Genomic DNA, 26,049 nt, shown 5'->3' with positions numbered 1-26,049 from the left:
TTTTACACTTCGTGCAAAATAATGGATCTTCGAAGTCGGCCTCATTGTAACCGGCAAAGCCGGTAACAATGATTTCATAGCTGAACGCATTCCCAATTTTTGTTCCGGACTAAAGAGTGCTTTGATTGTTTGATCTGAGATAAAATATTTAATACAATGTTCTTTCCGTTTTGAGACTATTAAATAGTAAAGATAATATTTGTAAAAGAAGTGTTCATATCAACAGACTAAATCTGATCGATGCGAACACTTCTTTTGATAAAAATTATTTATCTGAATCTATTAATAAATACTGTTTTTACTATCTAATATTTTAAGAATGTACAAAAAACAGAACAACACACTAGTCCGGAGTAACAAGCCCAATTGGTCTCAGCCGTGAAATTTTTCTTGGTGGATTTTCCACCTAGAAAAAGACCTGTATTTGAGACAATTATGAACTTCAATTGGCTCAAATCAGTGTCCACAGCGTTCCAGACCAATTGGGCTTGTTGCGAAGGACGGAAATTTAAGTATAAATCCTAACTCTCCTCCAGAATACTCTTTGCTATTTTTTCAGTTCGATCGTCAAAGGCTACCAAAAAGGCCTCTGTGTCCGCTTTTGATGCTTGAATAGTCTTGATAGCAATCCAGATTGCTTCATACAACGGATAACCGTAAACTCCCGTACTCAAAAATGGCACGGCTATTGTCCATAACTGCAACTTTTTGGCTAATAACATTACCGATTTATAGGCACTCGTCAATAGTGCTTCTTCACCTGAATGTCCATTGACATATCTTGGACCTACCGCGTGAATGACGTAATCAGCATTCAAATTATAAGCTTTCGTATATACTGCTGTTCCAGTTGGGGTGCCTTTAAAGGCCAACATATCCTTTTTTAAATTTGATCCTGCCTTCATGTTTAAAGCACCATCTACTCCACCACCAGGAATCAAGGCACTGTTGGCTGCATTGACTATACCATCAACACGAAATGGTAAATTAGCGATATCCGCTTTAATAATTGTTACCTTAGACAATCTTAACTACCTCTTTAATGCATATTTTTTGATTGCATCAGAGACTCCATTCTCATTATTACTTTTTGTCACAACATCGGCATGCTTTTTAACTTCATCAGGAGCATTCCCCATAGCAATCCCTATTTGGGCTAAATCAAGCATCGGTACATCATTGAAATTATCGCCTAGGGTCATCGTGTTATTTAAATTAATCTGATAATATTTAACCAATTCCCGGAGCGCTTTTTGCTTAGAAACATCCCTGTCCGTTATTTCCAAGTAATTATCTTTTGATAAGTAAAAGGAACTATTGGCAAAATTATTGTCCTGTAAATATTGTCTTGCCTGCTTTATTTCTGATGTATCGCTAATCAATAATAATTTATGAACTGGAACTCTCTGTTCAGCCACCAATTGATTCAAATTTATTTCAATTGGCGTCATATTAGTAATATCTGCCTCAATTTTAACCCATTTATCGAAATTTTCCACGTACCAATTAGATCCTGAATATAGATTGATTGAAATTCTAGGAAACTTCTCATGTAGAATTTGAAATATTTCTTTTATTTCCAATATATTCATCGAATGACTCAAAATTGTTTGATAATTATCTTTTTGTAAATCTTTCACAACTAAAGCACCGTTATAACAGACGATTGGATTATCTAAAATATCCAATTCTTGAGCCAACGCCACCATCCCTTTTGGAGAACGTGCTGAAGCTAAAACAAAATGGATTTTTTGATGACGCAGTTCGGCTATATTCCTCCTTAAATCACTATCGACAATGTTCTTATCATTTAAAATAGTTCCATCAATATCACTCAAAATTAATTTCACTTCAGTCATTTTCCACCTCTAATTTCAGAATAACATCTTTCTAATCTTTATCCACTAAACAAATATCCCATTATGATAGAATTAATTTGATTGTATGAAGTCTAAGAGAGGTGATTTTATGAATAGCTTAGAACCATACGTCAATGACTTGCAGAGGATTTCTGCTTACTGGGGACTAGTTACTTTAGTTATGTTAGGGATATTTTTATTCCTTTGGTTACGCGAACCGCGCCGTTTGATCAATGGAATTACATTTTCTATCTTCTTTTTTAGTTTTCTAGCCGAACTAGCAGTTCTAATATTCAGTACTGGCAATTTGCCGTTCGTTGTTGTTATGGGAACGCTCTTCTTGCTTATCGTTGGTGTAATCTTTTTAGTTATGATTTCTATGTGGATCCTATTACTATGGAACGCATTCATCGTGTGGAAGCGGGAAAGTCATACGTTATCAAATATGCTAACTTTACTATTAGGAATTTTTCTAATTGTACTCTGGTTCGCAAATATTTTCTTATCGGCACATAGTAAATTCTTACCTGACTGGTTAAATATTCTAATTTCCGGATTACCAGTTATCGGTGCATATCTAATTTTGTGCTCGTATAACTTCTTGGTTAATGTTTTACTCTACCAATTCTTTCCCAAGAGATATAAAGCTAATTATCTGATTGTTTTGGGAGCCGGACTTATCAATGGAGATACAGTTTCCCGTCTACTTGGTAACAGAATCGATGCTGCCATTAAATTTGCTAATAAGCAGATCAAGAAAGGTCGGCCAGCTCCCAAAATTGTCTTTTCCGGAGGTCAAGGTGCAGACGAGAAATTATCCGAAGCCCAAGCAATGGCTAATTATGCTGTCGATCATGGTTGGGATAAGGATTTAATCATTTTGGAAGACAAATCCAAGAATACTTTGCAAAACATGCAATTTTCTAAGAGAATTATTCAAGATGATTATGGAAATAGCGCCGCTTATATCAAATTTTTCAGCAATAATTACCACATTTTCAGAGCCGGTCTCTATGCAAGAATGGCTGGCTTAGCAGCTAATGGTGTTGGTGCTCCAACAAGATTCTACTTTCTACCCAATGCCTTGATCCGAGAATTTGTCGCCGTTTTAATTATGAATAAGAAACGACATATCATTATGATTTCTATCATTGGATTCTTTGTCTTACTGTCAGTCCTATTAACACTCTATGTTGATTTCAAAACCAGATAAAAAAACAACCAGTAGTTTAACTATTGGTTGTTTTTTTCGTATAACTATTTAAATTCCGATCAAGATAATTTTCGATCCAATCGCGACGTTTCTGTTCTCTTTCAGCCACGATTTCTAAAATTGTTTTTTTAGTGGCCTCTTCCGTGTCACTCTGTGTCATAATAAATTCTCGCTTTTTGTTTTTTATTTTAACAAACATATTTTTAAAAGAAAAATTAATCCTATATGCAATACACAACGTATATTATAGCAAACGTCCCATAATAATGGCTGTATATCCTGGTTCTTCAGCTTCATTTCCAGTCTTGAAAAAACCATTCTTCAACCAGAAATGCTCACTTTGTTGATTTCCTTTAGCATAAGCTAATTCAACTTGCTTCAAACCATCTTTCTTTAGAGCCGACATTATTTCTTTAAAGATAGCTGTACCAATGCCTTTGCCCTGATATTGACTATCAACCATAAATAAACCGACCCAAGCTGTTATTTCATCTGGATATTTTGTGATCAAATCCAACATGGCAACTAACTTATCACCATCAAAGAATCCAATGTAATACTTATCATCTTTAGTTTTATGCGGCGGTACAACTGTCATATCGTGACGTATTACCGGGCGCGTAATTTCAGGTGGACAATATTTATAAAACGTCGGATTGCTCAAACTTAACTTGAGAATCTCTTCGGTATCACTTGTTACTAAGCGTCTAACCTTATATTTATCAGAAAAATCTGAAACTTCCATTATTGACCTCCATTACATTTTTTAGAAAGATAGTCTTGTAATTCTTGATTATGGCCATTAACAATTATGTAATCCAAAACATCCCTCTTTTGCCAAATTGGCAACATAACTTTTTTGTCCAACTTCTCTATTATATCAATCATGTCTATTTGAGAAACCCTTTTGATATCTTGAATTAACTAGCCTCACTAATGAACTTTCTTGATCATGAATAACTTAGTCTTCTTATAATTGTAATATTGCTTTGAAAAAGCCAATAATTCACCATTAACTAAATATGATTCATCTTGCATCAACAGGCTCGGTGAACCGGCTGGCATCTGCATGAATTCACTGGCTTCTTCTGGTAAAGGTTCACTCGTAATAGTTTGATCAAGAAAGCCGATTTGAGTTTTGCGACTCCGTTCAAAATACTTGAATAACGATCCATACAGAGCTTCTTCTGGAATATTTTCAATCACTGACTGCAGATAGTATGATCTCTCCATCAGGTATGGTTGATCATCTAATAGTCGAAAACGACGAACCTCAATCAATTTATCATCATCTTCAAAATGATGTGTCCTTGGTAAAAATAGGGCTTCTGACGCCGGAATAATTTTTTCACTGGCTGTTTGTGTCGTTAACTTCCGACCTATGCGTGCCATTTCTTCTGACAAACCGCCTTCATGTTCCAAAGCAACTGAGTCTACAGCTTGTTGATGACGGACAAAAGTCCCTACACCATGTACTTGGTAAATATATCCCATTACACTCAACTGCTTTAAAGCCTGACGTAAAGTATAGCGAGTTACTTCATAGCGTGACATCATATTAGGTTCTGCTGGCAGTTTCATATCTTTATCTACTAATTCACCTGATTGAATTTCAGTAATGATTTTCTTTACTAAAACATTCGTGTCCATTTTTTTTGGCATTTTTCTAAGTTTCCCCCCAAAACAAAAACGCATCCCATTATTAAGCGTTAGGAATACGTTTTCTAACCATCTGTTATAATACCTCTTATGAAAGGTCCGTACCATTTGTTTCGATTACTTTATGGAACCAATCAAAAGAATCCTTCTTTGAACGATCTAAAGTACCTTCTCCAGCATCATTCTTATCCACATAAATCATACCGTAACGTTTATCCATCTGGCCAGTTCCGGCAGAAACTAAATCAATGAAGCCCCATGGAGTGTATCCCATCAAATCAACTCCGTCGACATCAACAGCCAAACGCATCTGTTCAATATGCTTTCTCAAGTAGTCGATTCGATAATCATCGTGAATCTTACCATCTGAAGTAACTTTATCAAAAGCACCAAGTCCGTTTTCCACAATGAATAGTGGTAAATCATAGCGGTCGCTGAACCAATTTAACGCATATCTCAAACCAATTGGGTCAATTTCCCAACCCCAATCGGAACGAACTAGTGCTGGGTTTTTAACTTCATGATTCTTAGTTGGTGTCATATAGTCGTCAGGTTCATTTTCATCAGCTTTAATGACATGTGAAGCATAATATGAAAAACCAATATAATCGACTACACCGGCCTTAATAACGTCCAAATCAGCCAATGTGATATCTAGATTAAAGTCCTTACGTTCAAAGTAACGTTTTAACCAATTTGGATACTTACCCTTGCATTGAACATCAGCAAACCAATAGTTAGCTTCCATAGCACGTTGAGCTTTCAAAACATCCTTAGGATCCGGTGAAGCAGGATAAGTTGGACCCATAGCTAACATACAGCCAATTTCAAACTTAGGATTGATTTCATGACCAATTTGTACAGCCATGGCGCTAGCAACTGACTCATAGTGTCCAGCTTGATACATAACCTTTTCAGCGTTCTCACCAGGTTTAACCAGGATACCCGAATTAGTAAATAGTCCCCATTCATTCAATCCCGTCTGGTTGTTAATCTCATTGAAAGTCATCCAGTACTTAACTTTATCCTTGTAACGCTTGAAGACAACTTCAGCAAACTTCACAAAGAAGTCGATCAACTTACGATTACGCCAACCACCGTATTCTTTTACCAAATGATATGGCATTTCAAAGTGAGATAACGTGATTACTGGTTCAATATTGTATTTAAGCAATTCATCAAACAGATCATCGTAAAACTTTAATCCCGCTTCATTAGGTTCATCTTCATCGCCATTGGGAAAAATCCTTGTCCAGGCAATGCTTGTTCTAAAGCACTTCAAACCTAATTCAGAGAATAATTTAACATCCTCTTTGTAATGAACATAAAAATCAATTGCTTCATGATTAGGATAGTTTTTACCTGGGATAATTCCATCAGTAATTTCACGGGCCGTATCGTTATCACCCGCTGTCATCACATCAGCAATACTGACACCTTTATTGCCAGCATCCCAGCCACCTTCTAATTGATGAGCAGCTACCGCACCACCCCATAAAAATCCTTTTGGAAATCCAGTCATAAATCGTATCCTCCTACGTTTTTAAGTTTTCCACTCATTCGAATGAGTTAATAATATCAAAGAAGCAAGAATTTGTAAACGTTTTCGAATATTTACCGTAAATAATACTTTTTTCCACAACAAAAAAACATCCCTCGTAATGAGAGATGTTTTTTGATCCAAAACTGAAAATATAAATATTAACGTTTTGAGAATTGTGAAGCCTTACGGGCTTTCTTAAGACCTGGTTTCTTACGTTCCTTCATACGAGGGTCACGTGTTAAGAAGCCGGCTGACTTAAGTGTAGGTCTGAAATCAGGGTCTACATCAAGTAGGGCTCTAGCGATACCATGTCTAATTGCTCCAGCTTGTCCTGAGAAGCCACCGCCATTAACGTTAGCAATAACGTCATAGCTGTCTCCTGTTTCAGTAACATCTAGAGGTTGTTTCATATCAGCAATCAAATTGTCAAAAGGAATGTAATCTTTGACATCACGTTTGTTGATAGTAATCTTTCCGTTTCCAGGAACTAAGCGTACACGAGCAACTGAATCCTTGCGACGACCTGTTCCGGCGTATGATACTTGTGCCAAATTCTTTTCCTCCTTAAATTAGTTTGTTGATATCCAACTTTTCTGGATTTTGTGCTTGGTGGTTGTGTTCTGAACCTGCATAAACATGCAACTTCTTGATTTCTTGACGACCAAGAGTGTTCTTAGGTAGCATACCGCGAACAGAATCTTCAATGAATCTGTCAGGCTTTTCAGCTTGTTTTTGACCGGCACTAATGCTCTTCAACCCACCTGGGTGATCTGAATGAGAATAATAAATCTTATTCTTAGCTTTTCTACCTGTTAATCTAACTTTATCTGCATTGATGACAATAACATTATCACCTGTATCAACGTTAGGTGTGTAAGTAGGTTTGTTCTTACCTCTAAGAATAGAAGCAACAACAGATGATAGTCTACCTAAGACAACATCTTCACCGTCAATTACATACCATTTACGTTCAACTTCACTTGCTTTTGCTAATGGTGTTGTACGCACTTTAATTTCCTCCAGTTTCTACGTCTGTTTGACAACTCAATAAGTTTCCGGGGCTTATCGTGGGGCAAACAATACCAGTTACAATAATACTTTGATTCTTACGTTAAGTCAATATTTATCCACAGATTATTTAATAAAAAACCTGTTTCAAATACAAACCACTGGCTTGCGCTGTCCCTCTAGCTTGCTGGCGATCCTTTACTTCATATAAACGTAAAAAGTCATGTACATCCCTGCGACCATTACCGATTTCTAACAGAGTTGCCACAAGAATTCTAACCATATTATATAGGAAACCATTACCTGTAAACTCAAAAACTAATTCATTGTTCTCTTTATTATACTCGACTGTCGCCGAATAGATAGTTCTAACTTTATTTTCGATCACGCCACCAGCTGCTGCGAAGCTAGTAAAGTCATGTTCTCCAATTAAATCTTTGATTGCAATTTTTATTTTATCCACATCCAGCGGATACGGATAGTGGCCTGTGTAAAACCTTTTGAATGGATCAGTGTAATGTCCCAAATCTACACGATACATATAAGTTTTTTTCTTAACATTAAAACGAGCATGGAAATTCTCATCCACGATCTCAGAATCTTTAACTAATACATCTAAAGGCAATAACGTATTAACAGCACGTAACATACTATCGGCGGGAATAAATCTTGGATAATCAAAATGAATCACTTGTGCTAAAGCGTGAACCCCAGCATCAGTTCTTCCTGAAGCAAAGACTTTGATTTCCTCGCCATTGGCAATCTTTGTAAGAGCCTTTTCCAATACGCCCTCAACTGTTCGTAAATGTTTTTGTTTTTGAAACCCATGAAACTTAGCACCATCATAAGCGACGGTTAATTTGTATCTTATTGTCATAAATTAATAACTCCGAATAAATAATAATATGATGGTTACAGCTGCCATAACCAAAACAGTAACATTATCGCGCATACTCCATTTCAACACTCGATATTTACTACGGCCTTCCCCATCTTTGTAACCACGCGATTCCATAGCGATTGCCAAATCATAAGCAATCGAAAAACTGCTGACAAAAAGTGGAATCAGAATTGGCACGAATGATTTGATTCGTTTGATCAAACCACCTTCACCAAAGTCAACACCACGCGCTCTTTGGGCATCCATAATCTTGGTCGTTTCATCAACCAACAACGGTACGAATCTTAAAGCAATCGACAACATTAAAGCTACTTGAGTAACCGGGAAATTCACTTTCTTTAATGGTTTCAAAATGCTCTCGATTGAATCGGAAATTTCGATCGGTGTCGTTGTTAAAGTTAACAGTGTTGATATAAAGATAATCAATACGAATCGAACAAAGATGTAACTCGCAATAACCATACCTTCTTTGGAAAGAGTCAAGAAACCCCACTGCCAAATTGGATGTGAACTAGGCGTAAAGAATAGTTGCAGCAAGACTGTAAATAGGATCAACCAAAATATCGGTTGTAATCCCTTTATAAAGAAGCCAAAACTTATTTTAGATAAATAGACAGCAAATAAAACAAACGCCATGAGAAATACGTATGATGCCACATTGTTAGCTAAGAAAACTATTCCAACAAAATAGAATGTTAATAAAAATTTACCACGCGGATCTAACTGATAGATCAACGAATCCCCGGGTAAATATCGTCCCATAATTAATTTATTCATTTAATCACCATTTACCTGTTGTTTTATTTCTGTACTCAATTCATCAATTGTAATAGGTAATTTATCAAATTGGAAATATTTTTGCGCCAGTGCCTGTGCAAACTGTGCACTCTGAGGCAACGTTAATAATTCATCTGTTAATAACTTTTGATCATTAAAGACATCTGTTGGCAAACCACTGGCTACTAATTTCCCTTGACTCATAACAGCCATTTCATCAGCATAATTAGCCACGTCATCCATATTATGCGTGATCAGAATGATCGTTCTGCCTTGTGCTTGTAATCCCTTAAACAAATCCATGATCTCGTGACGACCAACCGGATCCAAACCTGCCGTGGGTTCATCCAAAATAATAGTTTCAGGATCACTAGCCAAAACACCAGCAATAGCGACACGACGCATTTGTCCACCAGACAAATCAAACGGTGACTTCTGTAAATAATCTTTACTCAAACCAACCAACTCAATCATCTTATGAGCAGCATCCTTGGCCTGGGCTTCACTGAAACCAAAATTCATTGGTCCAAACATAATATCCTTTTCCACAGTCTCCTCAAATAGCTGACTCTCTGGGAATTGGAAAACCATACCCACTTTTTTACGAAGCGGTTTAAGATTCTTATTGTTTGTCTCTGGAGTTATAACTCGATCACCCACAGTTAGCTTACCTGAAGTAGGCTTCAATAAGGCATTGATATGACGTACCAAAGTGGATTTACCGCTACCAGTTTGACCAACAATAGCTGTAAATTTCTTATCATCAATTTTCAGGGAAACATCATCTAAACCAAGATTTGCTACTGGACTATTCGCATCATAAGAATGTGTTACATGTTCGAACGTAATTTCCATAATTGCTTTATTAGCTCCTCTTCATTTAAATAACCTTCAGGCAATTTTATTGAATCCCTTAGTGTTGACATTAACTCGTCAGAAAAAGGTTCCTCAAGGCCAAATTTGCTTAAATCAGTTCCTATATTATAAATGTTCTTCGGTATATCATCTCGTACGATCTGTCCATCATTCAACACGACAATTCTCTGAGATAATTCCGTCTCTGAAATATCGTGCGTGATTGAAATAATTGTCAGATCCTGTTTCTGGCGTAAACTCTGTATCAAACTTAATACAGTCTTACGACCTTCAGGGTCCAACATACTAGTTGACTCATCCATGATGATGATTTGTGGTCTAGTAGCTAAAACTCCAGCAATTGCTACTCGCTGTTTCTGACCACCAGAAAGAGTTTGTGGATCACGTTTTTTAAAGTCATGCATGCCCACTAAATCTAAAGCATGATCTACTTCCTTAACCATCTGTTCTCTTGGCATACCCTGATTCTCTAAACCAAAGGCCACATCATCTTCCACAGTTGCACCAACAAATTGATGATCTGGGTTTTGAAAGATAATTCCAATCTTAGTTCTAACTTCCCAGATATTTTTCTCATTTATTTCTTGTCCATCGATTTCAATGGTACCGGAATCAGCATCAATTAAGCCATCAATTAGTTTAGTCAAAGTTGATTTACCACTACCATTCTTACCGACGATTGATAACCACTCGTTTTTATAGATATCCACAGTTAAATTATTAATTGCAGGTTTCTTAGAATCGGGATAAGTATAATTTAAGTTTTTAATTGAAATTATTTTTTCCAAAGTTATCTCCTTGAACCGTATTACATATATAATAACGGACTTCAATAATCAAGAAAACAAAAAAGGACAAAAAAAAATCATTCGATAAATTAGTGTCCCCGATTAAAGGGATCTCAGAGATAGACTTGGTTTAAACAAACCATCATCTTAACACTCACTAGTTTATCAGAATGACTGATTTTTTAATGATTAATAAACAATTATTATTAAACTAATTCAATAATAACCATTGGAGCTGCGTCTCCACGACGTGGAGCTGTCTTCAAAATACGTGTGTATCCACCATTACGTTCTTTGTAACGAGGTGCAATATCACTGAATAATTTTTGAAGAGCTGATTGAACAACAACTGCATCATCTTCTTCTGAAATGTTAGCAACTTCGTTTCTAACATAAGCAGCAGCTTGACGACGAGCATGTAAATCTCCGCGTTTACCTAAGGTTATCATTTTTTCTGTTGTACGACTGATTTCTTTAGCACGAGTTTCAGTTGTAACAATGTGTTCATTAATGATTAAATCAGTAGTTAAATCGCGTAACATTGCTTTTCTTTGAGAACTGTTACGTCCTAATTTACGGTAGCCCATGTCTATACCTCCTGTTTGAATTTGATATGATTAGTCTTCTTGCTTCAATGATAATCCAAGATCAGCAAGCTTTTCTTTAACCTCAACAAGTGATTTACGTCCAAGATTACGGACACGCATCATATCTGCTTCGGATTTTTCAGTAAGCTCTTGCACAGTATTAATACCGGCACGCTTCAAACAATTATATGAACGAACTGACAAGTCAAGTTCTTCAATAGTCATTTCAAGTTTCTTCTCTTTTTGAGTTTCCTCTTTTTCGATCATCATATCAGCGCTCTTAGCTTCTTCAGTAAGATTTACAAAACTTGTTAAATGTTCTGTAAGAATCTTAGCTGACAAACTAATAGCTTCGCGTGGTCCAATTGAACCATTTGTCCAGATATCGATTGTTAATTTGTCGAAGTCGTTTCTCTTACCCACACGAGTGTTTTCAACTTGATAATTGACTTTTTCTACGGGTGTAAAAATTGAGTCAACTGGAAGAACACCGATAGGTGTTTCGTCCGTCTTATTTTGTTCTGCAGGAGTATATCCACGACCATTAATAACTGTCATTTGCATGTGGAAGTGTCCACCCTCAGCAACAGTACAAATAAATTGTTCTGGATCGAGGATTTCCAAGTCATCATCAGCCTTGATGTCATTTGCTGTAACAGTAGCTGGACCAACAACGTCGATTTCAGCCTTTAAACTGTCATCAGCATATGATTTAAGCTTTAATTTCTTAACGTTTAACACAATTTGTGTAACGTCTTCAATTACGCCATCAACAGCTGAAAATTCATGCAATACACCATCTATTTGAATATCAGATACCGCTGTACCAGGTAATGATGCTAATAGAACTCTACGTAATGAATTACCTAAAGTTGTACCATAACCTCTTTCAAGCGGTTCGATAATATACTTGCCATAGTCTTTACTTTCTTCAACAGAAGTAATGGTTGGCTTTTCAAATTCGATCATTCGGTTAGTTCCCCTTTCAAAACGAAATGTGTGTAGCTTAGTTCATATGGGTATACAACCATTCTATACACGACGACGCTTTGGAGGACGAGAACCATTGTGAGGAACTGGTGTAACATCACGAATAGCAGTAATTTCCAAACCAGTAGCTTGTAATGAACGGATTGCAGCTTCACGACCAGAGCCTGGACCCTTAACAGCTACTTCAACTGTTTTCATACCATGTTCCATTGATTCCTTAGCAGCAGCCTCACCAGCCATTTGTGCAGCAAATGGTGTTGATTTACGACTACCCTTAAATCCTAATGCACCAGCTGATGACCATGAAACGGCATTACCGTTAACATCAGTGATCATAACTAGTGTATTGTTGAATGTGGAGTGGATATGTGCAACACCAGATTCAATATGCTTCTTAGTACGGCGCTTACGACCTTTAGTTTGTGCCATGATTAACCTCCTATCTTTATCTTATTACTTCTTCTTACCTGCAATGGCAGTCTTCTTGCCCTTACGAGTTCTTGCATTGTTCTTTGTGTTTTGACCACGAACTGGCAAACCACGACGATGTCTCATGCCACGATATGATCCAATTTCTTGTAGTCTCTTGATGTTCATACTTACTTCACGACGTAAGTCACCTTCGACACGAACTTTATCAACTTCTGCACGAATTTTTTCTTCTTGATCAGGAGTTAAGTCTCTTGTACGAATATCCTCTGATACGCCAGCATCTTTCAATACTTTTTGAGCTGTTGTTTCGCCGATACCAAAAATGTATGTTAGGGCGATAACGATTCTCTTATCACGAGGTAAATCTACACCTGCTATACGAGCCATTAATCAATACACCTCCTATTAAAATATTATCCTTGTCTTTGTTTGTGCTTTGGATCTGCAGAGCAAATAACCATGACGCGACCGCGTCTCTTAATTACTTTACAGTGTTCGCACATAGGTTTAACGGATGGTCTTACTTTCATGTTGTGGAACCTCCATTCCATTAAAAAACTTATTATCTATATCTATATGTAATTCTTCCCTTGGTTAAATCATAAGGGGATAATTCCACGGTAACCTTGTCACCGGGTAAAATTCTGATATAGTGCATACGGATTTTACCTGACACATGAGCTAAAATTGTAGCTCCGTTTTCAAGCTTTACCTTAAACATTGCATTAGGCAATGTTTCTGAAATTGTACCTTCTACTTCAATGACATCTTCTTTTGCCAAAGATATTAACCTCCATCGGGATGAAATTATTATGCATATACTGGCGAATTATACAATAATTTTCCGTACATGTAAACATCAAAGCAAAAAGTTTTACAGACTTTGTAAAACTTTCTTTACTTCGTTATAAACTTCATCTATTTCTTGTTCACCATTGATCTTATGTAACAAGTTCAACTTGTCATAAAAGTCAATTAATGGTGTATTCATTTCAATATTAACTTTTAATCTATTCTTTACAGTTTCTGGTTTATCGTCCTCACGTTGATAGAACTTGTGTCCGCCACAGACGTCACATGTTCCTTCAACCTTTGTAGGATTGTAAATTTTATGATAAGTTGCTCCACAATTAGAACAAATATATCTTCCGGATAAGCGATCAACTAATGTTTCAGGCTTAACATCAATATAGATGACAGCATCTATTGGTTTGTTTACATTCTTTGCAATTGTCTGTAAAGCGTTAGCCTGTTCAAGAGTTCTCGGAAATCCATCTAACATATATCCGTCTTTTTGAACATCATCTTCAGATAAACGTTCTTGAACGATACCTTCGGTAACATCATCTGGAACAAGTTCACCTTTGTCGATGAACCCTTTAGCCTTTAAACCAATTTCTGTCTTATTGGCCATGGCTGCTCTAAACATGTCACCAGTTGAAATATGAACAACTTTAAAATCTTCAACAATCTTTTCAGCTTGAGTACCTTTACCAGCACCAGGTAATCCCATCAATACAATATTCATTGTCTGTAACATCTCCAATTATCTAATAAATCCAACGTATTCACGCTTCATCAAAAGACCACGTAATTGACGATCCATTTCCAAAGCAACACCAACAATAATCAATAAACTCGTACCACCTAATCCGATGGATTGAGGTAGATTGAATAAGTTAGCGGCTAACAGTGGAAGTAATGAAACTAAACCAAGGAAAACAGATCCAACGGTTGATAATTTCATTAATACACCTGACATGAACTTGATTGTTTCATTACCAGGCCAAATCCCAGGGATATAAGCCCCTTGTTTTTGTAGGTTTTCTGCAAGCTTTTCAGGATTTACTTGAACAAATGCATAGAAGAATGTAAATAATACAATCAACAATGTATAGAGAAGAGAACCTGTTGTAGTCTGCATACTGAATATTTCTGTTAATACTTGATACCATTGATCTCCACTATGACTTTGGAACGCCATCAAAATTGTTTGAGGCGTAACAATGAATGAACTAGCGAAGATAACAGGAATAACACCAGCAACGTTAACCTTCAATGGTAGGAAACTTTCGCTACCACTACCTGCAGCACGTCTTGTGTATTGAATAGGGATTCTTCTGTTTGCTTGTTGAACATAAGTAACAAATTGTACAACAATTAAAATTATGATCACAAGACCAACGAGGAATGCAATATTCTTTGCAAGATCTGCTGAACTAGAGTTAGTAATATAATCACGGTAAATTTCTTTCATTCCACTAGGGAATCTAGCAATAATACCAGCGAAGATAATTACTGAAACACCATTACCTAGACCTTTATCAGTGATTTGCTCACCGATCCATGTAAGAAGCATCGTACCACCGGTTAAGATGATACCAATTGTAACGAAAGCTCTTATATTAGGAGATTTAACTAATCCTAAACCACTTAAAGTGTTAAAACCGGCTGTAATACCGATTGACTGAACAAAACCTAAAACAATCGTCAAATATCTCGTTACTTGATTTAACTTTCTACGACCAACCTCACCTTGTTTACTCCACTCAACAAATTTAGGAACAATGTCCATCTGTAAAAGTTGAACAACAATTTGGGCCGTGATGAATGGTGAAACACCCATTGAGAAAATAGAGTAGTTTGAAAGACCACCACCGGTTACAGTATCCAATAGGGGAACTAACCCTGTAGAACCAACTTTATCCATTGCGGCGGCATTAACACCGGGAACTGTAATTTGTGATCCCAAACGATATATAACAAGTAACATCAAGGTAAATAGGATCTTTTTACGAATCTCCTTTACCTTTAGAGCATCTCTGATAGTTCCAAGCATTAGATCACCTCTACAGTGCCACCAGCGGCTTCGATTGCTTTAGTAGCTGCAGCAGAAGCCTTAGCAACTTTAACAGTTAACTTAGCGCTAACCTCACCGTTAGCAAGCAACTTAACACCATTATATTCTTTTTTAACGATTCCTGCTGCCTTCAATGTTTCAACATTTACTTCAGCACCATCGTTAAACTTACTTAGATCACTTAGGTTAACAATAGCATATTCTTTACGGTTGATGTTATTGAAACCACGTTTTGGCATACGACGGAATAAAGGCATTTGTCCACCTTCAAAACCGATACGTGTCTTACCACCTGATCTAGCCAATTGACCTTTTTGACCACGACCAGCAGTTTTACCTGTACCACTTGAAGTACCACGACCTAGACGCTTTCTAGCATGTCTTGAGCCTGCACTTGGCTTAAGTTCGTTTAGTTCCATTATTGCACCTCCTAATCTTTGAATATTTTATTAATCTTTAACTTCTTCAACGCTAACTAAATGAGCGATTTTTAATACAGCACCACGAATAGCAGGATCATCCGGCTTAACAACGGAACTTGAAACTCTTGCGAGTCCTAGTTCCTTAACAATCTTACGTTGAGCAGGAAGGCGGTGAGCTGCACTTCTAATTAGAGTAATTTTAAGTTTAGCCATTATTACGCACCTTTCTTCTAGTTAAGCAATTCTTGGGCTGAGATACCGCGCATATCAGCAACGCTTTCAGCAGTTTTAAGTTGTTTTAATCCTTCGATTGTTGCACGAATTACGTTGATTGGTGTATTTCTACCAAGTGATTTACTTGTAACATCACCAACACCGGCTAATTCGATAACGGCACGAACGGCACCACCAGCAGCAATACCTGAACCTTCTTCAGCAGGCTTCAACATGATCTTACCAGCACCGAATGTACCGATAACTTCATGAGGAATTGTTGAACCAACCATAGGAACGTTGATAAGGTTCTTCTTAGCATCTTCAACAGCTTTACGAATAGCTTCTGGAACTTCTTGAGCTTTACCAGTACCGAAACCTACGTGACCATTCTTGTCACCAACGATTACGATAGCAGCGAAACGTAGACGGCGTCCACCTTTAACAACCTTAGTAACACGGTTGATTGAGACAACGCGATCTTCTAATTCTAATTGAGATGGATCGATATATGTCATAAATTTGGTTTCCTCCTTCTAGAATTTTAGTCCATTTTCACGAGCTGCTTCAGCAAGACTTTGAACACGACCATGATATAGGTATCCGCCACGATCAAAGATTACCTCGCTAATTTTTGCATCTTTAGCTCTTTGTGCAATCAAAGCACCAACAGCTTCAGCTTGTTCAACTTTTGAACCGTCATTAATGTCTTTATCAAGAGTTGAGGCACTTGCTAGCGTTACACCCTTTACGTCATCAATAATTTGAGCGTAAATGTTTTTATTCGAACGGAATACGTTTAAGCGTGGGCGCTCAGCAGTACCAGAGATTTTTGCACGAATACGTCTTTGACGCTTTTGACGTGCTTTGTTTTTGTCTGGTTTTGTAATCACAATTTTCACCTCATAGATTTATTTACTATTTACCAGTTTTACCTTCTTTACGACGTACATATTCGCCAACATAACGAATACCTTTACCTTTATAAGGTTCTGGAGAACGTACATCGCGGATTTCAGCAGCAAATTGACCAACCTTTTGCTTTGAAATTCCTGAAACGTTGATTTCTGTGTTTGAAGGTGATTCCAACTTGATACCTTTTGGTGCATCCATAACAACTGGATGTGAATATCCAACTGAAAGTGTTAGTGTGTCACCTTTAACTTGTGCACGGTAACCAACACCTCTTAGTTCAAGTTTCTTTTCGTAACCTTCTGTAACACCAATAATCATGTTGTTAAGGTTTGAACGCATTGTTCCATGAAGAGCTTTGTCATTATCACTTTCACGTGTGAACTTAGCTTCTGTACCTTCAATAGTCAACTTGATTTTTGGACTGAATGATCTTGTTAATTCACCCTTAGGGCCTTTAACTGTGATGTTTTCATCTTTTTGAGTAACTGTTACTCCTGCGGGAATTTCAATTACTTTATAACCGATACGACTCAAATTAGTGCACCTCCTTACTTTTTAAGATTATTACCAGATATAAGCGATTACTTCTCCACCCACGTGTTGTGCGCGAGCTTCTTTGTCAGTAATAACACCCTTTGAAGTTGAAAGAATAGCGATACCTAAACCGTTAAGAACCTTAGGTACGTTATCTGAATCAACATAACTACGCAAGCCTGGTCTTGAAATACGTTTCAAGCCTGAAATGACGCGTTGTTGATCTTTACCATATTTTAAGAAAATACGAAGTACGTTTTGCTTGTTGTCTTCAACAACTTCGTAATCCTTGATAAATCCTTCATTCTTAAGAATCTCTGTCATGCTCTTCTTGATGTTTGAAGCAGGGATTTCTAGAGATTCATGTTTAACCATATTAGCGTTACGAATACGTGTTAGGTAATCCGCAATAGGATCTGTCATGACCATTTAATTTACCTCCTTTATTAGTTAAAATCTTACCAGCTAGCTTTTTTCATACCAGGGATTTGACCTTCATGAGCCAATTGACGAAGGCAAAGTCGGCAAAGCTTGAACTTACGATATACAGAATGTGGACGACCACAGCGTTCGCAACGTGTATAAGCTTGAGAAGAGAACTTTGCGGGTCTATGATTACGTACGATTTGAGATTTCTTAGCCAATGAATTTACCTCCTAAATTATTTTGTGAATGGCATACCGATTTGTGTTAATAGTTCACGTGATTCTTCATCAGTATTTGCTGTTGTAACAATAACGATGTCCAATCCACGAATTTTATTAACCTTATCGTAGTCAATTTCTGGGAAAACCAATTGTTCTTTAATACCTAGTGTGTAGTTACCACGACCATCGAATGAACGTGTACTTACACCACGGAAATCACGAACACGTGGTAAAGCAATGTTGATTAATTTGTCAAGGAAGTCATACATACGGTCACCACGAAGTGTAACCTTAGCACCGATTGACATACCTTCACGAAGTCTGAAACCAGCGATTGATTTCTTAGCCTTTGTGATTAGTGGCTTTTGACCGGCAATTAGGCCAAGTTCTTCAACGGCTTCGTCTAGGTTCTTTGAGTTAGCAATAGCATCACCAACACCCATGTTTAGAACGATCTTGTCTAATTTTGGTGCTTCCATTACTGATGAGTAGTTGAACTTCTTCATCATTGATGGTGTGATGTCATTAGCATACTTTTCTTTTAAAGCGTTAACCATTTAGTTTTCTCCTTTCTTATTTATCTTCTTTATCAGTTGTTTTACTTACAACTTTAACGTTAGTTGCGCTAATAGGTCTTTCAACGTCAACAATTCCACCTTGGGGTTGAGCGTTGCTTGGCTTAGAGTGTTTCTTGACAACGTTAACGCCTTCGACGATTACTTTGTTAGCAGCAGGAATAGCTTTTTTAACTACACCTGTCTTGCCTTTAGCATCACCAGCAATAACTTTGACATTGTCTCCAGTTTTTACAAACACTATTCAGCACCTCCTGAATTTAATTGTTCTTTTATAGCACTTCTGGTGCTAGGGATACGATCTTCATAAAATCGCTATCACGTAGTTCACGAGCAACGGGTCCGAAGATACGTGTTCCTCTAGGTGTTTTATCAGCATTAATAATAACTGCGGCGTTTTCATCAAATCTGATGTAAGAACCATCTGTACGGTGAGCACCTGATACAGTTCTTACGATAACAGCTTTAACAACGTCACCTTTTTTAACAACGCCACCTGGTGTTGCTTGTTTGACAGTAGCAACAATAATATCACCGATATTAGCTGTCTTGCGGTTTGAACCACCAAGAACTTTAATAGTTAGAATTTCACGAGCTCCAGAATTATCTGCAACTTTTAGACGACTTTCTTGTTGAATCACGTTTTGGCCCTCCTCTCATCAGTTATAGTCTAGATTGTGACTGCTTTTTCGACGATTTCTAATAAACGGAAGCGCTTTGTCTTTGACAAAGGTCGAGTTTCCATGATACGTACAATATCGTTAACTTTAGCTTCGTTGTTATCGTCTTGAACGTAATATTTCTTAGAATATCTAACACGCTTGCCATATACTGGGTGTGTTTTGTAAGTTTCAACAACAACAACGATTGTCTTATCCATTTTATCTGAAACGACGCGTCCTTGATATACTTTACGATGGTTACGAGTTTGTGTTTCGCTCAACTTGATATCCCCTTCCTGTTTATTATTTTTCGTTATTCTTTTGGTTTTGAGCTGTTCTTAATCTTGCGATGTTCTTTCTTACGGCCTTAAGACGGGCTGTGTTTTCCAATTGGCCAGTAGCTTGTTGGAAACGCAAGTTGAATAGTTCTTCTTTGTATTCTTTAACTTTATCTTGTAATTGAGCAGCAGTAAGCTCTTTGATTTCACTAGCCTTCATCAGCGCCACCTACTTCCTCACGTTTTACAAACTTAGTTCTAACGGGTAGTTTGTTTGATGCAAGTCTAAGAGCTTCACGAGCAACTTCTTCAGATACTCCACCGATTTCGAAGAGAACCTTTTCACGTTTAACTGGAGCTACCCAACCTGCAGGTGCACCTTTACCAGAACCCATACGAACTCCGACACCTTTAGCTGTGTATGATTTGTGAGGGAAGATTTTAATCCAAACCTTACCACCACGCTTCATGTAACGAGTCATAGCAACACGAGCTGCTTCGATCTGTCTATTAGTGATCCAGCTTGATTGTAGAGCTTTCAAACCATATTCACCAAATGTAACTTCTTTACCACCTTTAGCTTCTCCGCGCATCTTTCCACGGAATTCACGACGGTGTTTTACACGTTTTGGTACTAGCATAGATTATTCTCCTTTCCCTTCAGTTTTTTGATCATTATGTTGTGGCTTAGCTGGAAGAATTTCACCACGATAAATCCAAGTTTTAACACCTAAATTACCATAAGTTGTCTTAGCTTCAACCCAAGCATAATCGATATCAGCACGCAATGTGTGCAAAGGAACAGTTCCTTCTGTATGCCATTCACGACGAGCCATATCGGCACCGTTTAAACGACCAGAAATTTGTACCTTGATACCTTTAGCACCGGCACGTCTTGAACGTTGAACTGCTTGACGTTGTGCACGTCTGAAAGCAATACGAGCTTCAAGTTGACGGGCGATACTTTCACCAACAAGTTTTGCATCTAAATCAGGTTTCTTGATTTCAATGATGTTGATGTGAATGTTTCTATTAGTTAAGTTATTTAGTTCATTACGTAATTTTTCAACTTCAGAACCACCTTTACCGATAACCATACCTGGTTTAGCAGTGTGAATTGAAACAGTAACGTTCTTAGCAGTACGTTCGATTTCGATTCTTGATACGGAAGCATTTGAAAGTTTGTCTTCAATATACTTACGAATCTTAAGGTCTTCATGTAAAAATGTTGAAAAGTCTTTATTGTTTGCATACCATTTGGCATCCCAGTCACGGATAACACCGACACGGAATCCGACTGGATTAATCTTTTGACCCACTAAAGTTACCTCCTATACTATTCTTTTTCACTTACAACGACTGTAATGTGACTTGTTCTCTTGTTAATTGGTGATGCTGAACCCTTAGCTCTAGGACGGAAACGTTTTAGAGTTGGTCCTTCGTCAACGAAAGCTTCACTGACGTATAGGTTTTGTGCATCTAAATCAAAGTTATGTTCTGCATTTGCAATTGCTGACTTAAGAGCTTTAGCAATAATTGGAGAGCCTGCTCTTGGTGTGAATTGCAAAATTGCAAGTGCTTCAGCAGCTTGCTTGCCTCTGATTAGATCAATAACAAGGCGAGCCTTACGAGGTGCGATACGCACATTAGTAACCTTAGCTGTTGCAGATGTAATTTCTTGTTCTGCCATCATTTAAGTCTCCCTTCTTATTTCTTAACTGTCTTTTTGTCATCAGTACCATGACCATGGAATGTACGTGTAGGTACGAATTCACCTAACTTATGTCCAACCATATCTTCTTGGATGTAAACTGGAACGTGCTTACGTCCATCATGAACTGCGATTGTGTATCCTACGAAACTAGGAAAAATTGTTGAACGTCTTGACCATGTCTTGATAACTGACTTCTTATCAGAATCTGCTTGTGCATCGATCTTCTTTAGAAGGTGTGCATCAGCGAATGGTCCTTTTTTTAAACTACGACTCATCTTATGTCCTCCTTATAGTATTCTAATGAATAGTTTACTTACCTTTTCTATGACGAATGATAAGTCTTTCAGATTTGGCATGTGATGAACGAGTCTTCTTACCCAAGGTCTTCTTACCCCATGGTGACATTGGTGATGGATGACCGATAGGAGCTTTACCTTCACCACCACCATGTGGGTGATCGTTAGGGTTCATAACTGAACCACGAACTGTAGGTCTCATACCTAACCAGCGCTTACGTCCAGCCTTACCAATCTTAATAAGTTCATGTTGTTCATTACCAATTGAACCAACAGTAGCACGGCAAGTTGAAAGAATCATACGAACTTCACCAGAAGGTAAACGTAATAGTGAGTATTTACCATCTCTACCTAACAATTGAACTGAAGTACCAGCAGAACGGCCTAGTTGACCACCCTTACCAGGTTTTAATTCAACGTTATGAAGAACTGTACCAACAGGGATATCTGCAAGTGCAAGTGCATTACCTGGTTTGATATCTGCATCTTTACCAGATTCAACAATTTGCCCTACTTCAAGGCCCTTAGGAGCTAGAATATATGACTTAACACCATCAGAATAGTGAATTAGTGCAATATTAGCTGTACGATTTGGATCGTATTCAATAGATTTAACTGTAGCTTTAACACCGTCTTTGATACGTTTGAAATCAATAACACGGTATTTTTGTTTGTGTCCACCACCACGGTGACGCACTGTAATATGACCGTATGAGTTACGACCAGCAGTATGGCTTTGTGATTCTAAAAGTGTCTTTTCAGGAGTAGTTTTAGTAATCTCAGAAAAGTCAGAACCTGTCATATTACGACGACCGTTTGTGGTTGGTTTATACTTGATAATCGCCATTATTTGACCTCCTTATTTATTTCTCGTCTTCAAAAATCTTAATTTCATCAGAATCTGCAGTAAGTGTAACAATTGCCTTACGACGTTTGTTAGTGAAACCAACATAACGACCTTGGCGCTTCTTCTTACCTGAAACATTCATGATGTTTACTTGTTTAACCTTTACACCGAAAATTTCTTCAACGGCTTGTCTAACAAGAACCTTGTTAGCATCCAAAGCAACTTCGAAAGTATATTTCTTGTCGCTCATTGCATCCATTGAGCTTTCAGTGATAATAGGGCGAATAATTACGTCTCTTGCGCTCATTATCCAAGCACCTCCTCAATTTTAGAAAGTGCTGCTTGTGTAACAACTAACTTATTAGCGTTAATAACGTCAAGAACGTTAACACCTTCTGGTGCAACAACCTTAACCTTATCAATGTTTCTTGCTGATAAAGCAACGTTGTCGTTACCATCTTCAACAACTACAAGAGCTTTGTTGTCAGCACCTACTTTGTTTAGTAATTGTGCAAAAGCTTTTGTACTTGGCTTGTCGTATGAAATTGAGTCAATAACGATTAGGTTACTGTCAGCAGCCTTTTGTGAAAGAACAGACTTCAATGCCAAACGGCTAACCTTCTTAGGAAGGTGATATGCATAAGATCTTGGTGTTGGGCCGAATACGACACCACCACCTACCCATTGAGGTGATCTAATTGAACCTTGACGAGCACGTCCAGTACCTTTTTGACGCCATGGTTTTCTACCACCACCACGTACTTCGGAACGGTTCTTAACATCATGAGTACCTTGTCTCATTGATGCACGTTGCATGATAACTGCATCTGTAACAACGTTGTTATTTGGTTCAACACCAAAAACTTCATCCTTTACATCAACACTACCGTTTTCAGCACCGTTATCTTTGTAAGCTGTGATTTTTGTCATAACTCATTTTCCTCCTTCCTATTTTTGATTAGCTTTAACAGCTGTTTGGATTTTAACTAATGATTTGTTTGCACCGGGTACATTACCCTTGATCATAATTGCATTATGTTCAGTATCAACTTTAACGATTTCTAGGTTTTGTGTAGTAACACGGTTGTTACCCATACGTCCTGGAAGCATCTTACCCTTGAATACACGGTTAATGATAGCACCCATTGAACCAGGAATACGGTGATATCTTGAACCGTGAGTTTCAGGTCCTCTAGCTTGACCGAATCTCTTGATGTTACCTTGCATTCCATGTCCCTTTGTTGTTCCTGTAACGTCGACAATATCACCAGAATTAAATGTGTCTACTGTAACTTCAGCACCTAATTCGTAGTCTCCCATTTCAACATCGCGGAATTCGCGAATGTAACGTTTAGGAGTTGTATTTGCCTTTTCTGCATGACCCTTGGCAGGTTTGTTTGATAATACTTCACGCATATCGCCTAAACCTAGTTGAACGGCCTCATAACCATCATTTTCAACTGTTTTAAGTTGCATAACAACATTTGGTGTTGCTTCAACAACTGTAACGGGAACTAATTCACCATTATCAGTAAAAATTTGAGTCATTCCGACTTTTTTACCAAGAATTCCTTTTCTGGCCATGTTTGCACCTCCAATAATTTATTTTTAATAATTATAATTTGATTTCAATGTCAACACCAGATGGTAGATCCAACTTCATAAGTGAATCAACCGTCTTCTTTGTTGGGTTAACAACGTCGATAAGTCTTTTATGTGTACGCATTTCGAATTGTTCTCTAGAATCCTTATGCTTGTGTGGTGAAGCTAACACTGTATATAGTGAACGCTCTGTTGGCAAAGGAATTGGGCCTGAAATTGTTGCACCAGTTCTTTTTGCAGTTTCCACAATCTTGTCAGCTGATTGATCTAGAATACGATGTTCATAAGCCTTTAAACGAATGCGAATTTTTTGACTTGCCATGGGGTTACCTCCTTTTTGTCTCTTTCAAGATGACCGGCTCCGTGAAAATATCCGCCAGCCCTGCCGTGGCAAAGCGGCCGGGTGTGTCGCAACCTCTCACTTCTAAACCGTCGATATTATTTATAATATCTATTTAAGTACATACTTCTCCAAGAAATAAGCACTCTTATAATACTACACGATGACCTCCGTATTTTCAAGCTAAAATGGATATTTTTTCAAATTAAAGTTGCTTTCTAAAAAAGACAATTTAATCTATACTCTATTAAAAGTGGAGGTGTATATTGAACGATTACGAATTTAGATATAATAACAGGTTTCAACAAAATAATAAAGATAAACTTTATCTCTATTTATTTCGTGGTCAAGTAATCTTAGATACAATCATTATTTTTACTTACAGTGCCTTGACCGAGAACCTTTATCTGTTTGTTCCAATTTTTTTGAATCTTTTAGCTTTGAAAATTAAATTGAATCCTACAAATTTCTCACAGCGTTTCAATTTCGTTTTCCAACTCTTTTTTCAGGCATTCATAATTGCAGAATCATACTTCTACTTAATAAGTTTTAGCGCACGCTATTATGATTGGAATCTCCCCAGTTCGATTGCCTTACTACTAGTTTCTATACTGGTTATGTATATTCCCTACACGGTGGTTTTCTTTACGCCCTTTAGGAATAAAATATTGCAGTTACTACTGGCTACCTTTTCATTCGCCGTTATTGCCATGGGAACTATTGGCGTCGTCACTTATGGAACCATCCTCAGTTTCAATTCTTTTATTAGTGTTATAACTGATTCTGGTTTCTTAGGTGCCATTGTATTTTTAATCATGGTCTTAGTCATGATGAGAAAATGGGGCTATGACTACCCTCACATGCGTTTATCTTCCCAGGTCAACTGGAAAGTATTGCTCTTTCTTCTATTATTATGTATTTGGTTTACAATGTGGAATGCCTTTGGTGGCGGAAAAAGTTTAATAAGCTCTCTTTACACTTTTAGTTTTAAGGGCGCAAACTTTAATATTCGCTATCTGCTAAGTGGATTAGAAGCTGGTATCGCCGAAGAATTATTATTCCGCTATGTATTTTTAACAGTATTACTTGTAGCTTTTAAAAACTTCCGCTTTAAAATTTTCTATGCAAGTATTCTAAGTAGTCTTTGTTTCGGAATTATTCACATTAGCAATGTTTCTGCCGGTCAAAGTTTAGCTAACACGATCGATCAAGTTATCTTTGCCTTTGGTATGGGATTACTAATGTGTGGGATTTACCTATATACTAATTTATTCTATCTCCCTGTCATTTTTCACACGTTGCTAGATGCCCTAGCTTTTACAACTTCAGGTGAAATGATGACCGGCAAAGTATCTGGCGTAGACACTCTCTTCACTATTTTAGAAACGGTCGTCTTTGCTATTATCGCTTTAGGATTATTGATAGCTGTCTATCGTCGGTCTCGACGTCGAAGCTTTCAATTTTAAATGATTGCACAAAAAAACACAATAACCGAAGTTATTGTGTTTTTT

The 26,049-nt window shown here is 37.4% G+C and carries 44 protein-coding genes; 2 read left to right on the top strand and 42 right to left on the bottom strand.

The window, feature by feature from the left end; genetic code table 11:
* Positions 1-521: 521 nt before the first annotated feature.
* Together U8526_RS06450 and U8526_RS06445 are read right to left on the bottom strand one after the other, a co-directional pair.
* Positions 522-1,025 carry a macro domain-containing protein gene (locus tag U8526_RS06450; protein ID WP_334341128.1) on the bottom strand — a complete coding sequence of 168 codons (504 nt, stop codon included), beginning with the start codon at positions 1,023-1,025 and terminating at the stop codon, positions 522-524.
* Positions 1,026-1,031: 6 nt separating this feature from the next.
* On the bottom strand, positions 1,032-1,859 hold the full coding sequence (locus U8526_RS06445) for a Cof-type HAD-IIB family hydrolase (RefSeq protein ID WP_334341127.1): 828 nt from the start codon (positions 1,857-1,859) through the stop codon (positions 1,032-1,034).
* 109 nt (positions 1,860-1,968) lie between these two features.
* On the opposite strand from U8526_RS06445, the gene U8526_RS06440 reads away from it, so the two are divergent.
* Positions 1,969-3,072 carry a YdcF family protein gene (locus U8526_RS06440; protein WP_334341126.1) on the top strand — a complete coding sequence of 368 codons (1,104 nt, stop codon included), beginning with the start codon at positions 1,969-1,971 and terminating at the stop codon, positions 3,070-3,072.
* A 16-nt stretch (positions 3,073-3,088) separates the two neighbouring features.
* On the opposite strand, the gene U8526_RS06435 is transcribed toward U8526_RS06440, so the two are convergent.
* The 40 genes from U8526_RS06435 to rpsJ all read right to left on the bottom strand — a co-directional run bounded on the left by U8526_RS06435 (position 3,089) and on the right by rpsJ (position 24,520).
* Positions 3,089-3,232 (bottom strand): hypothetical protein, encoded by a 144-nt coding sequence (locus tag U8526_RS06435; RefSeq protein WP_334341125.1) that lies wholly within the window; start codon positions 3,230-3,232, stop codon positions 3,089-3,091.
* Between the two features lie 84 nt (positions 3,233-3,316).
* A complete protein-coding gene (locus U8526_RS06430) occupies positions 3,317-3,817 on the bottom strand; it encodes a GNAT family N-acetyltransferase (protein WP_334341124.1) in 501 nt (166 codons plus the stop codon).
* Positions 3,817-3,960 carry a hypothetical protein gene (locus tag U8526_RS06425; protein WP_334341123.1) on the bottom strand — a complete coding sequence of 48 codons (144 nt, stop codon included), beginning with the start codon at positions 3,958-3,960 and terminating at the stop codon, positions 3,817-3,819. The genes U8526_RS06430 and U8526_RS06425 overlap by 1 nt, the downstream gene beginning before the upstream one ends.
* A gap of 45 nt (positions 3,961-4,005) precedes the next feature.
* Complete coding sequence (locus U8526_RS06420) at positions 4,006-4,734, bottom strand: GntR family transcriptional regulator (RefSeq protein WP_334341122.1); 729 nt, start codon at positions 4,732-4,734, stop codon at positions 4,006-4,008.
* 85 nt (positions 4,735-4,819) lie between these two features.
* Entirely contained in the window at positions 4,820-6,253 is a 1,434-nt protein-coding gene (locus U8526_RS06415; RefSeq protein WP_334341121.1) for a 6-phospho-beta-glucosidase, read from the bottom strand.
* Between the two features lie 179 nt (positions 6,254-6,432).
* Positions 6,433-6,825: a 30S ribosomal protein S9 gene (gene rpsI / locus U8526_RS06410; protein ID WP_334341120.1), complete on the bottom strand. Its 393-nt coding sequence runs from the start codon at positions 6,823-6,825 to the stop codon at positions 6,433-6,435.
* Between the two features lie 13 nt (positions 6,826-6,838).
* Entirely contained in the window at positions 6,839-7,282 is a 444-nt protein-coding gene (gene rplM, locus U8526_RS06405) for a 50S ribosomal protein L13 (RefSeq protein ID WP_334341119.1), read from the bottom strand.
* Positions 7,283-7,412: 130 nt separating this feature from the next.
* On the bottom strand, positions 7,413-8,159 hold the full coding sequence (truA, locus tag U8526_RS06400) for a tRNA pseudouridine(38-40) synthase TruA (RefSeq protein ID WP_334341118.1): 747 nt from the start codon (positions 8,157-8,159) through the stop codon (positions 7,413-7,415).
* A gap of 3 nt (positions 8,160-8,162) precedes the next feature.
* Entirely contained in the window at positions 8,163-8,960 is a 798-nt protein-coding gene (locus tag U8526_RS06395) for an energy-coupling factor transporter transmembrane component T family protein (RefSeq protein WP_334341117.1), read from the bottom strand.
* The gene (locus U8526_RS06390) at positions 8,961-9,815 is read right to left on the bottom strand and encodes an energy-coupling factor ABC transporter ATP-binding protein (protein ID WP_334341116.1); all 855 of its coding nucleotides are present in this window, start codon (positions 9,813-9,815) and stop codon (positions 8,961-8,963) included.
* The gene (locus tag U8526_RS06385; RefSeq protein ID WP_334341115.1) at positions 9,791-10,624 is read right to left on the bottom strand and encodes an energy-coupling factor transporter ATPase; all 834 of its coding nucleotides are present in this window, start codon (positions 10,622-10,624) and stop codon (positions 9,791-9,793) included. The genes U8526_RS06390 and U8526_RS06385 overlap by 25 nt, the downstream gene beginning before the upstream one ends.
* A 206-nt stretch (positions 10,625-10,830) precedes the next feature.
* A complete protein-coding gene (gene rplQ, locus U8526_RS06380) occupies positions 10,831-11,211 on the bottom strand; it encodes a 50S ribosomal protein L17 (RefSeq protein WP_057738774.1) in 381 nt (126 codons plus the stop codon).
* Positions 11,212-11,241: 30 nt separating this feature from the next.
* Positions 11,242-12,180, bottom strand: coding sequence for a DNA-directed RNA polymerase subunit alpha (locus tag U8526_RS06375; protein ID WP_054642452.1), 939 nt, complete (start codon positions 12,178-12,180; stop codon positions 11,242-11,244).
* 63 nt (positions 12,181-12,243) lie between these two features.
* Positions 12,244-12,630: a 30S ribosomal protein S11 gene (gene rpsK, locus U8526_RS06370; RefSeq protein ID WP_025084429.1), complete on the bottom strand. Its 387-nt coding sequence runs from the start codon at positions 12,628-12,630 to the stop codon at positions 12,244-12,246.
* A 24-nt stretch (positions 12,631-12,654) separates the two neighbouring features.
* Entirely contained in the window at positions 12,655-13,020 is a 366-nt protein-coding gene (rpsM, locus tag U8526_RS06365) for a 30S ribosomal protein S13 (protein ID WP_025084428.1), read from the bottom strand.
* Positions 13,021-13,046: 26 nt separating this feature from the next.
* Positions 13,047-13,163, bottom strand: a complete 117-nt coding sequence (rpmJ, locus tag U8526_RS06360; protein WP_010018546.1) for a 50S ribosomal protein L36 — start codon at positions 13,161-13,163, stop codon at positions 13,047-13,049.
* Between the two features lie 32 nt (positions 13,164-13,195).
* Positions 13,196-13,414, bottom strand: coding sequence for a translation initiation factor IF-1 (infA, locus tag U8526_RS06355; protein WP_025084427.1), 219 nt, complete (start codon positions 13,412-13,414; stop codon positions 13,196-13,198).
* Positions 13,415-13,507: 93 nt separating this feature from the next.
* Positions 13,508-14,161 (bottom strand): adenylate kinase, encoded by a 654-nt coding sequence (locus U8526_RS06350; RefSeq protein WP_334341114.1) that lies wholly within the window; start codon positions 14,159-14,161, stop codon positions 13,508-13,510.
* An 18-nt stretch (positions 14,162-14,179) separates the two neighbouring features.
* Positions 14,180-15,472 carry a preprotein translocase subunit SecY gene (gene secY / locus U8526_RS06345; protein ID WP_334341113.1) on the bottom strand — a complete coding sequence of 431 codons (1,293 nt, stop codon included), beginning with the start codon at positions 15,470-15,472 and terminating at the stop codon, positions 14,180-14,182.
* On the bottom strand, positions 15,472-15,912 hold the full coding sequence (gene rplO, locus U8526_RS06340) for a 50S ribosomal protein L15 (protein WP_334341112.1): 441 nt from the start codon (positions 15,910-15,912) through the stop codon (positions 15,472-15,474). Before rplO ends, secY begins: the two co-directional genes overlap by 1 nt.
* A gap of 30 nt (positions 15,913-15,942) precedes the next feature.
* Positions 15,943-16,128, bottom strand: a complete 186-nt coding sequence (gene rpmD, locus U8526_RS06335; protein WP_025084423.1) for a 50S ribosomal protein L30 — start codon at positions 16,126-16,128, stop codon at positions 15,943-15,945.
* Between the two features lie 17 nt (positions 16,129-16,145).
* On the bottom strand, positions 16,146-16,646 hold the full coding sequence (gene rpsE / locus U8526_RS06330) for a 30S ribosomal protein S5 (RefSeq protein ID WP_054642450.1): 501 nt from the start codon (positions 16,644-16,646) through the stop codon (positions 16,146-16,148).
* An 18-nt stretch (positions 16,647-16,664) separates the two neighbouring features.
* Positions 16,665-17,030 carry a 50S ribosomal protein L18 gene (gene rplR, locus U8526_RS06325; protein ID WP_334341111.1) on the bottom strand — a complete coding sequence of 122 codons (366 nt, stop codon included), beginning with the start codon at positions 17,028-17,030 and terminating at the stop codon, positions 16,665-16,667.
* 16 nt (positions 17,031-17,046) lie between these two features.
* On the bottom strand, positions 17,047-17,577 hold the full coding sequence (gene rplF / locus U8526_RS06320; protein ID WP_334341110.1) for a 50S ribosomal protein L6: 531 nt from the start codon (positions 17,575-17,577) through the stop codon (positions 17,047-17,049).
* Between the two features lie 30 nt (positions 17,578-17,607).
* Entirely contained in the window at positions 17,608-18,006 is a 399-nt protein-coding gene (rpsH, locus tag U8526_RS06315) for a 30S ribosomal protein S8 (RefSeq protein WP_010018531.1), read from the bottom strand.
* A 29-nt stretch (positions 18,007-18,035) separates the two neighbouring features.
* Positions 18,036-18,221 carry a type Z 30S ribosomal protein S14 gene (locus U8526_RS06310; protein WP_010018530.1) on the bottom strand — a complete coding sequence of 62 codons (186 nt, stop codon included), beginning with the start codon at positions 18,219-18,221 and terminating at the stop codon, positions 18,036-18,038.
* Between the two features lie 17 nt (positions 18,222-18,238).
* Positions 18,239-18,781 carry a 50S ribosomal protein L5 gene (gene rplE / locus U8526_RS06305; RefSeq protein ID WP_334341109.1) on the bottom strand — a complete coding sequence of 181 codons (543 nt, stop codon included), beginning with the start codon at positions 18,779-18,781 and terminating at the stop codon, positions 18,239-18,241.
* A gap of 16 nt (positions 18,782-18,797) precedes the next feature.
* Positions 18,798-19,040, bottom strand: coding sequence for a 50S ribosomal protein L24 (rplX, locus tag U8526_RS06300; protein ID WP_334341108.1), 243 nt, complete (start codon positions 19,038-19,040; stop codon positions 18,798-18,800).
* A 31-nt stretch (positions 19,041-19,071) separates the two neighbouring features.
* A complete protein-coding gene (rplN, locus tag U8526_RS06295; RefSeq protein WP_048704069.1) occupies positions 19,072-19,440 on the bottom strand; it encodes a 50S ribosomal protein L14 in 369 nt (122 codons plus the stop codon).
* A 29-nt stretch (positions 19,441-19,469) separates the two neighbouring features.
* A complete protein-coding gene (rpsQ, locus tag U8526_RS06290; RefSeq protein WP_334341107.1) occupies positions 19,470-19,742 on the bottom strand; it encodes a 30S ribosomal protein S17 in 273 nt (90 codons plus the stop codon).
* A gap of 22 nt (positions 19,743-19,764) precedes the next feature.
* Positions 19,765-19,959: a 50S ribosomal protein L29 gene (gene rpmC / locus U8526_RS06285; protein WP_010018524.1), complete on the bottom strand. Its 195-nt coding sequence runs from the start codon at positions 19,957-19,959 to the stop codon at positions 19,765-19,767.
* Positions 19,949-20,380, bottom strand: coding sequence for a 50S ribosomal protein L16 (gene rplP, locus U8526_RS06280; protein ID WP_025084415.1), 432 nt, complete (start codon positions 20,378-20,380; stop codon positions 19,949-19,951). The genes rpmC and rplP overlap by 11 nt, the downstream gene beginning before the upstream one ends.
* A gap of 3 nt (positions 20,381-20,383) precedes the next feature.
* Positions 20,384-21,058, bottom strand: coding sequence for a 30S ribosomal protein S3 (gene rpsC, locus U8526_RS06275; protein WP_334341106.1), 675 nt, complete (start codon positions 21,056-21,058; stop codon positions 20,384-20,386).
* 17 nt (positions 21,059-21,075) lie between these two features.
* Positions 21,076-21,429 (bottom strand): 50S ribosomal protein L22, encoded by a 354-nt coding sequence (gene rplV / locus U8526_RS06270; RefSeq protein ID WP_057866732.1) that lies wholly within the window; start codon positions 21,427-21,429, stop codon positions 21,076-21,078.
* Positions 21,430-21,446: 17 nt separating this feature from the next.
* Positions 21,447-21,728: a 30S ribosomal protein S19 gene (rpsS, locus tag U8526_RS06265; RefSeq protein ID WP_334341105.1), complete on the bottom strand. Its 282-nt coding sequence runs from the start codon at positions 21,726-21,728 to the stop codon at positions 21,447-21,449.
* A gap of 34 nt (positions 21,729-21,762) precedes the next feature.
* Complete coding sequence (rplB, locus tag U8526_RS06260; protein ID WP_056967941.1) at positions 21,763-22,596, bottom strand: 50S ribosomal protein L2; 834 nt, start codon at positions 22,594-22,596, stop codon at positions 21,763-21,765.
* 16 nt (positions 22,597-22,612) lie between these two features.
* Positions 22,613-22,903, bottom strand: coding sequence for a 50S ribosomal protein L23 (gene rplW, locus U8526_RS06255; RefSeq protein WP_025084411.1), 291 nt, complete (start codon positions 22,901-22,903; stop codon positions 22,613-22,615).
* Positions 22,903-23,526, bottom strand: coding sequence for a 50S ribosomal protein L4 (gene rplD, locus U8526_RS06250; RefSeq protein ID WP_025084410.1), 624 nt, complete (start codon positions 23,524-23,526; stop codon positions 22,903-22,905). The genes rplW and rplD overlap by 1 nt, the downstream gene beginning before the upstream one ends.
* 18 nt (positions 23,527-23,544) lie before the next feature.
* The gene (gene rplC, locus U8526_RS06245; protein ID WP_334341104.1) at positions 23,545-24,180 is read right to left on the bottom strand and encodes a 50S ribosomal protein L3; all 636 of its coding nucleotides are present in this window, start codon (positions 24,178-24,180) and stop codon (positions 23,545-23,547) included.
* Positions 24,181-24,211: 31 nt separating this feature from the next.
* Positions 24,212-24,520, bottom strand: coding sequence for a 30S ribosomal protein S10 (gene rpsJ, locus U8526_RS06240; RefSeq protein ID WP_025084408.1), 309 nt, complete (start codon positions 24,518-24,520; stop codon positions 24,212-24,214).
* A gap of 284 nt (positions 24,521-24,804) precedes the next feature.
* Between rpsJ and U8526_RS06235 the strand changes: the two genes are divergently transcribed.
* Entirely contained in the window at positions 24,805-26,004 is a 1,200-nt protein-coding gene (locus U8526_RS06235; protein WP_334341103.1) for a CPBP family intramembrane glutamic endopeptidase, read from the top strand.
* Positions 26,005-26,049: the final 45 nt, after the last annotated feature.

Source organism: Companilactobacillus sp. HBUAS56275, from assembly GCF_036913655.1.
Lineage (GTDB): Bacteria > Bacillota > Bacilli > Lactobacillales > Lactobacillaceae > Companilactobacillus > Companilactobacillus pullicola.
Note: the sequence above shows the minus strand (reverse complement) of the source record. Positions and strands in the feature narration are given on the sequence as shown.

Coding starts and splice junctions, on each gene's coding strand:
- U8526_RS06445 (WP_334341127.1), bottom strand. CDS start 1,859: ATGACTGAAGTGAAATTAATTTTGAGTGATATTGATGGAACTATTTTA.
- U8526_RS06440 (WP_334341126.1), top strand. CDS start 1,969: ATGAATAGCTTAGAACCATACGTCAATGACTTGCAGAGGATTTCTGCT.
- U8526_RS06435 (WP_334341125.1), bottom strand. CDS start 3,232: ATGACACAGAGTGACACGGAAGAGGCCACTAAAAAAACAATTTTAGAA.
- U8526_RS06430 (WP_334341124.1), bottom strand. CDS start 3,817: ATGGAAGTTTCAGATTTTTCTGATAAATATAAGGTTAGACGCTTAGTA.
- U8526_RS06425 (WP_334341123.1), bottom strand. CDS start 3,960: ATGATTGATATAATAGAGAAGTTGGACAAAAAAGTTATGTTGCCAATT.
- U8526_RS06420 (WP_334341122.1), bottom strand. CDS start 4,734: ATGCCAAAAAAAATGGACACGAATGTTTTAGTAAAGAAAATCATTACT.
- U8526_RS06415 (WP_334341121.1), bottom strand. CDS start 6,253: ATGACTGGATTTCCAAAAGGATTTTTATGGGGTGGTGCGGTAGCTGCT.
- truA (WP_334341118.1), bottom strand. CDS start 8,159: ATGACAATAAGATACAAATTAACCGTCGCTTATGATGGTGCTAAGTTT.
- U8526_RS06395 (WP_334341117.1), bottom strand. CDS start 8,960: ATGAATAAATTAATTATGGGACGATATTTACCCGGGGATTCGTTGATC.
- U8526_RS06390 (WP_334341116.1), bottom strand. CDS start 9,815: ATGGAAATTACGTTCGAACATGTAACACATTCTTATGATGCGAATAGT.
- rplQ (WP_057738774.1), bottom strand. CDS start 11,211: ATGGGCTACCGTAAATTAGGACGTAACAGTTCTCAAAGAAAAGCAATG.
- U8526_RS06375 (WP_054642452.1), bottom strand. CDS start 12,180: ATGATCGAATTTGAAAAGCCAACCATTACTTCTGTTGAAGAAAGTAAA.
- rpsK (WP_025084429.1), bottom strand. CDS start 12,630: ATGGCACAAACTAAAGGTCGTAAGCGCCGTACTAAGAAGCATATTGAA.
- rpsM (WP_025084428.1), bottom strand. CDS start 13,020: ATGGCTCGTATAGCAGGTGTAGATTTACCTCGTGATAAGAGAATCGTT.
- rpmJ (WP_010018546.1), bottom strand. CDS start 13,163: ATGAAAGTAAGACCATCCGTTAAACCTATGTGCGAACACTGTAAAGTA.
- U8526_RS06350 (WP_334341114.1), bottom strand. CDS start 14,161: ATGAATATTGTATTGATGGGATTACCTGGTGCTGGTAAAGGTACTCAA.
- secY (WP_334341113.1), bottom strand. CDS start 15,472: ATGCTTGGAACTATCAGAGATGCTCTAAAGGTAAAGGAGATTCGTAAA.
- rplO (WP_334341112.1), bottom strand. CDS start 15,912: ATGGAACTAAACGAACTTAAGCCAAGTGCAGGCTCAAGACATGCTAGA.
- rpmD (WP_025084423.1), bottom strand. CDS start 16,128: ATGGCTAAACTTAAAATTACTCTAATTAGAAGTGCAGCTCACCGCCTT.
- rpsE (WP_054642450.1), bottom strand. CDS start 16,646: ATGACATATATCGATCCATCTCAATTAGAATTAGAAGATCGCGTTGTC.
- rpsH (WP_010018531.1), bottom strand. CDS start 18,006: ATGGTCATGACAGATCCTATTGCGGATTACCTAACACGTATTCGTAAC.
- rplE (WP_334341109.1), bottom strand. CDS start 18,781: ATGGTTAACGCTTTAAAAGAAAAGTATGCTAATGACATCACACCATCA.
- rpmC (WP_010018524.1), bottom strand. CDS start 19,959: ATGAAGGCTAGTGAAATCAAAGAGCTTACTGCTGCTCAATTACAAGAT.
- rplP (WP_025084415.1), bottom strand. CDS start 20,380: ATGCTAGTACCAAAACGTGTAAAACACCGTCGTGAATTCCGTGGAAAG.
- rplV (WP_057866732.1), bottom strand. CDS start 21,429: ATGGCAGAACAAGAAATTACATCTGCAACAGCTAAGGTTACTAATGTG.
- rpsS (WP_334341105.1), bottom strand. CDS start 21,728: ATGAGTCGTAGTTTAAAAAAAGGACCATTCGCTGATGCACACCTTCTA.
- rplB (WP_056967941.1), bottom strand. CDS start 22,596: ATGGCGATTATCAAGTATAAACCAACCACAAACGGTCGTCGTAATATG.
- rplW (WP_025084411.1), bottom strand. CDS start 22,903: ATGAGCGCAAGAGACGTAATTATTCGCCCTATTATCACTGAAAGCTCA.
- rplD (WP_025084410.1), bottom strand. CDS start 23,526: ATGACAAAAATCACAGCTTACAAAGATAACGGTGCTGAAAACGGTAGT.
- rplC (WP_334341104.1), bottom strand. CDS start 24,180: ATGGCCAGAAAAGGAATTCTTGGTAAAAAAGTCGGAATGACTCAAATT.
- rpsJ (WP_025084408.1), bottom strand. CDS start 24,520: ATGGCAAGTCAAAAAATTCGCATTCGTTTAAAGGCTTATGAACATCGT.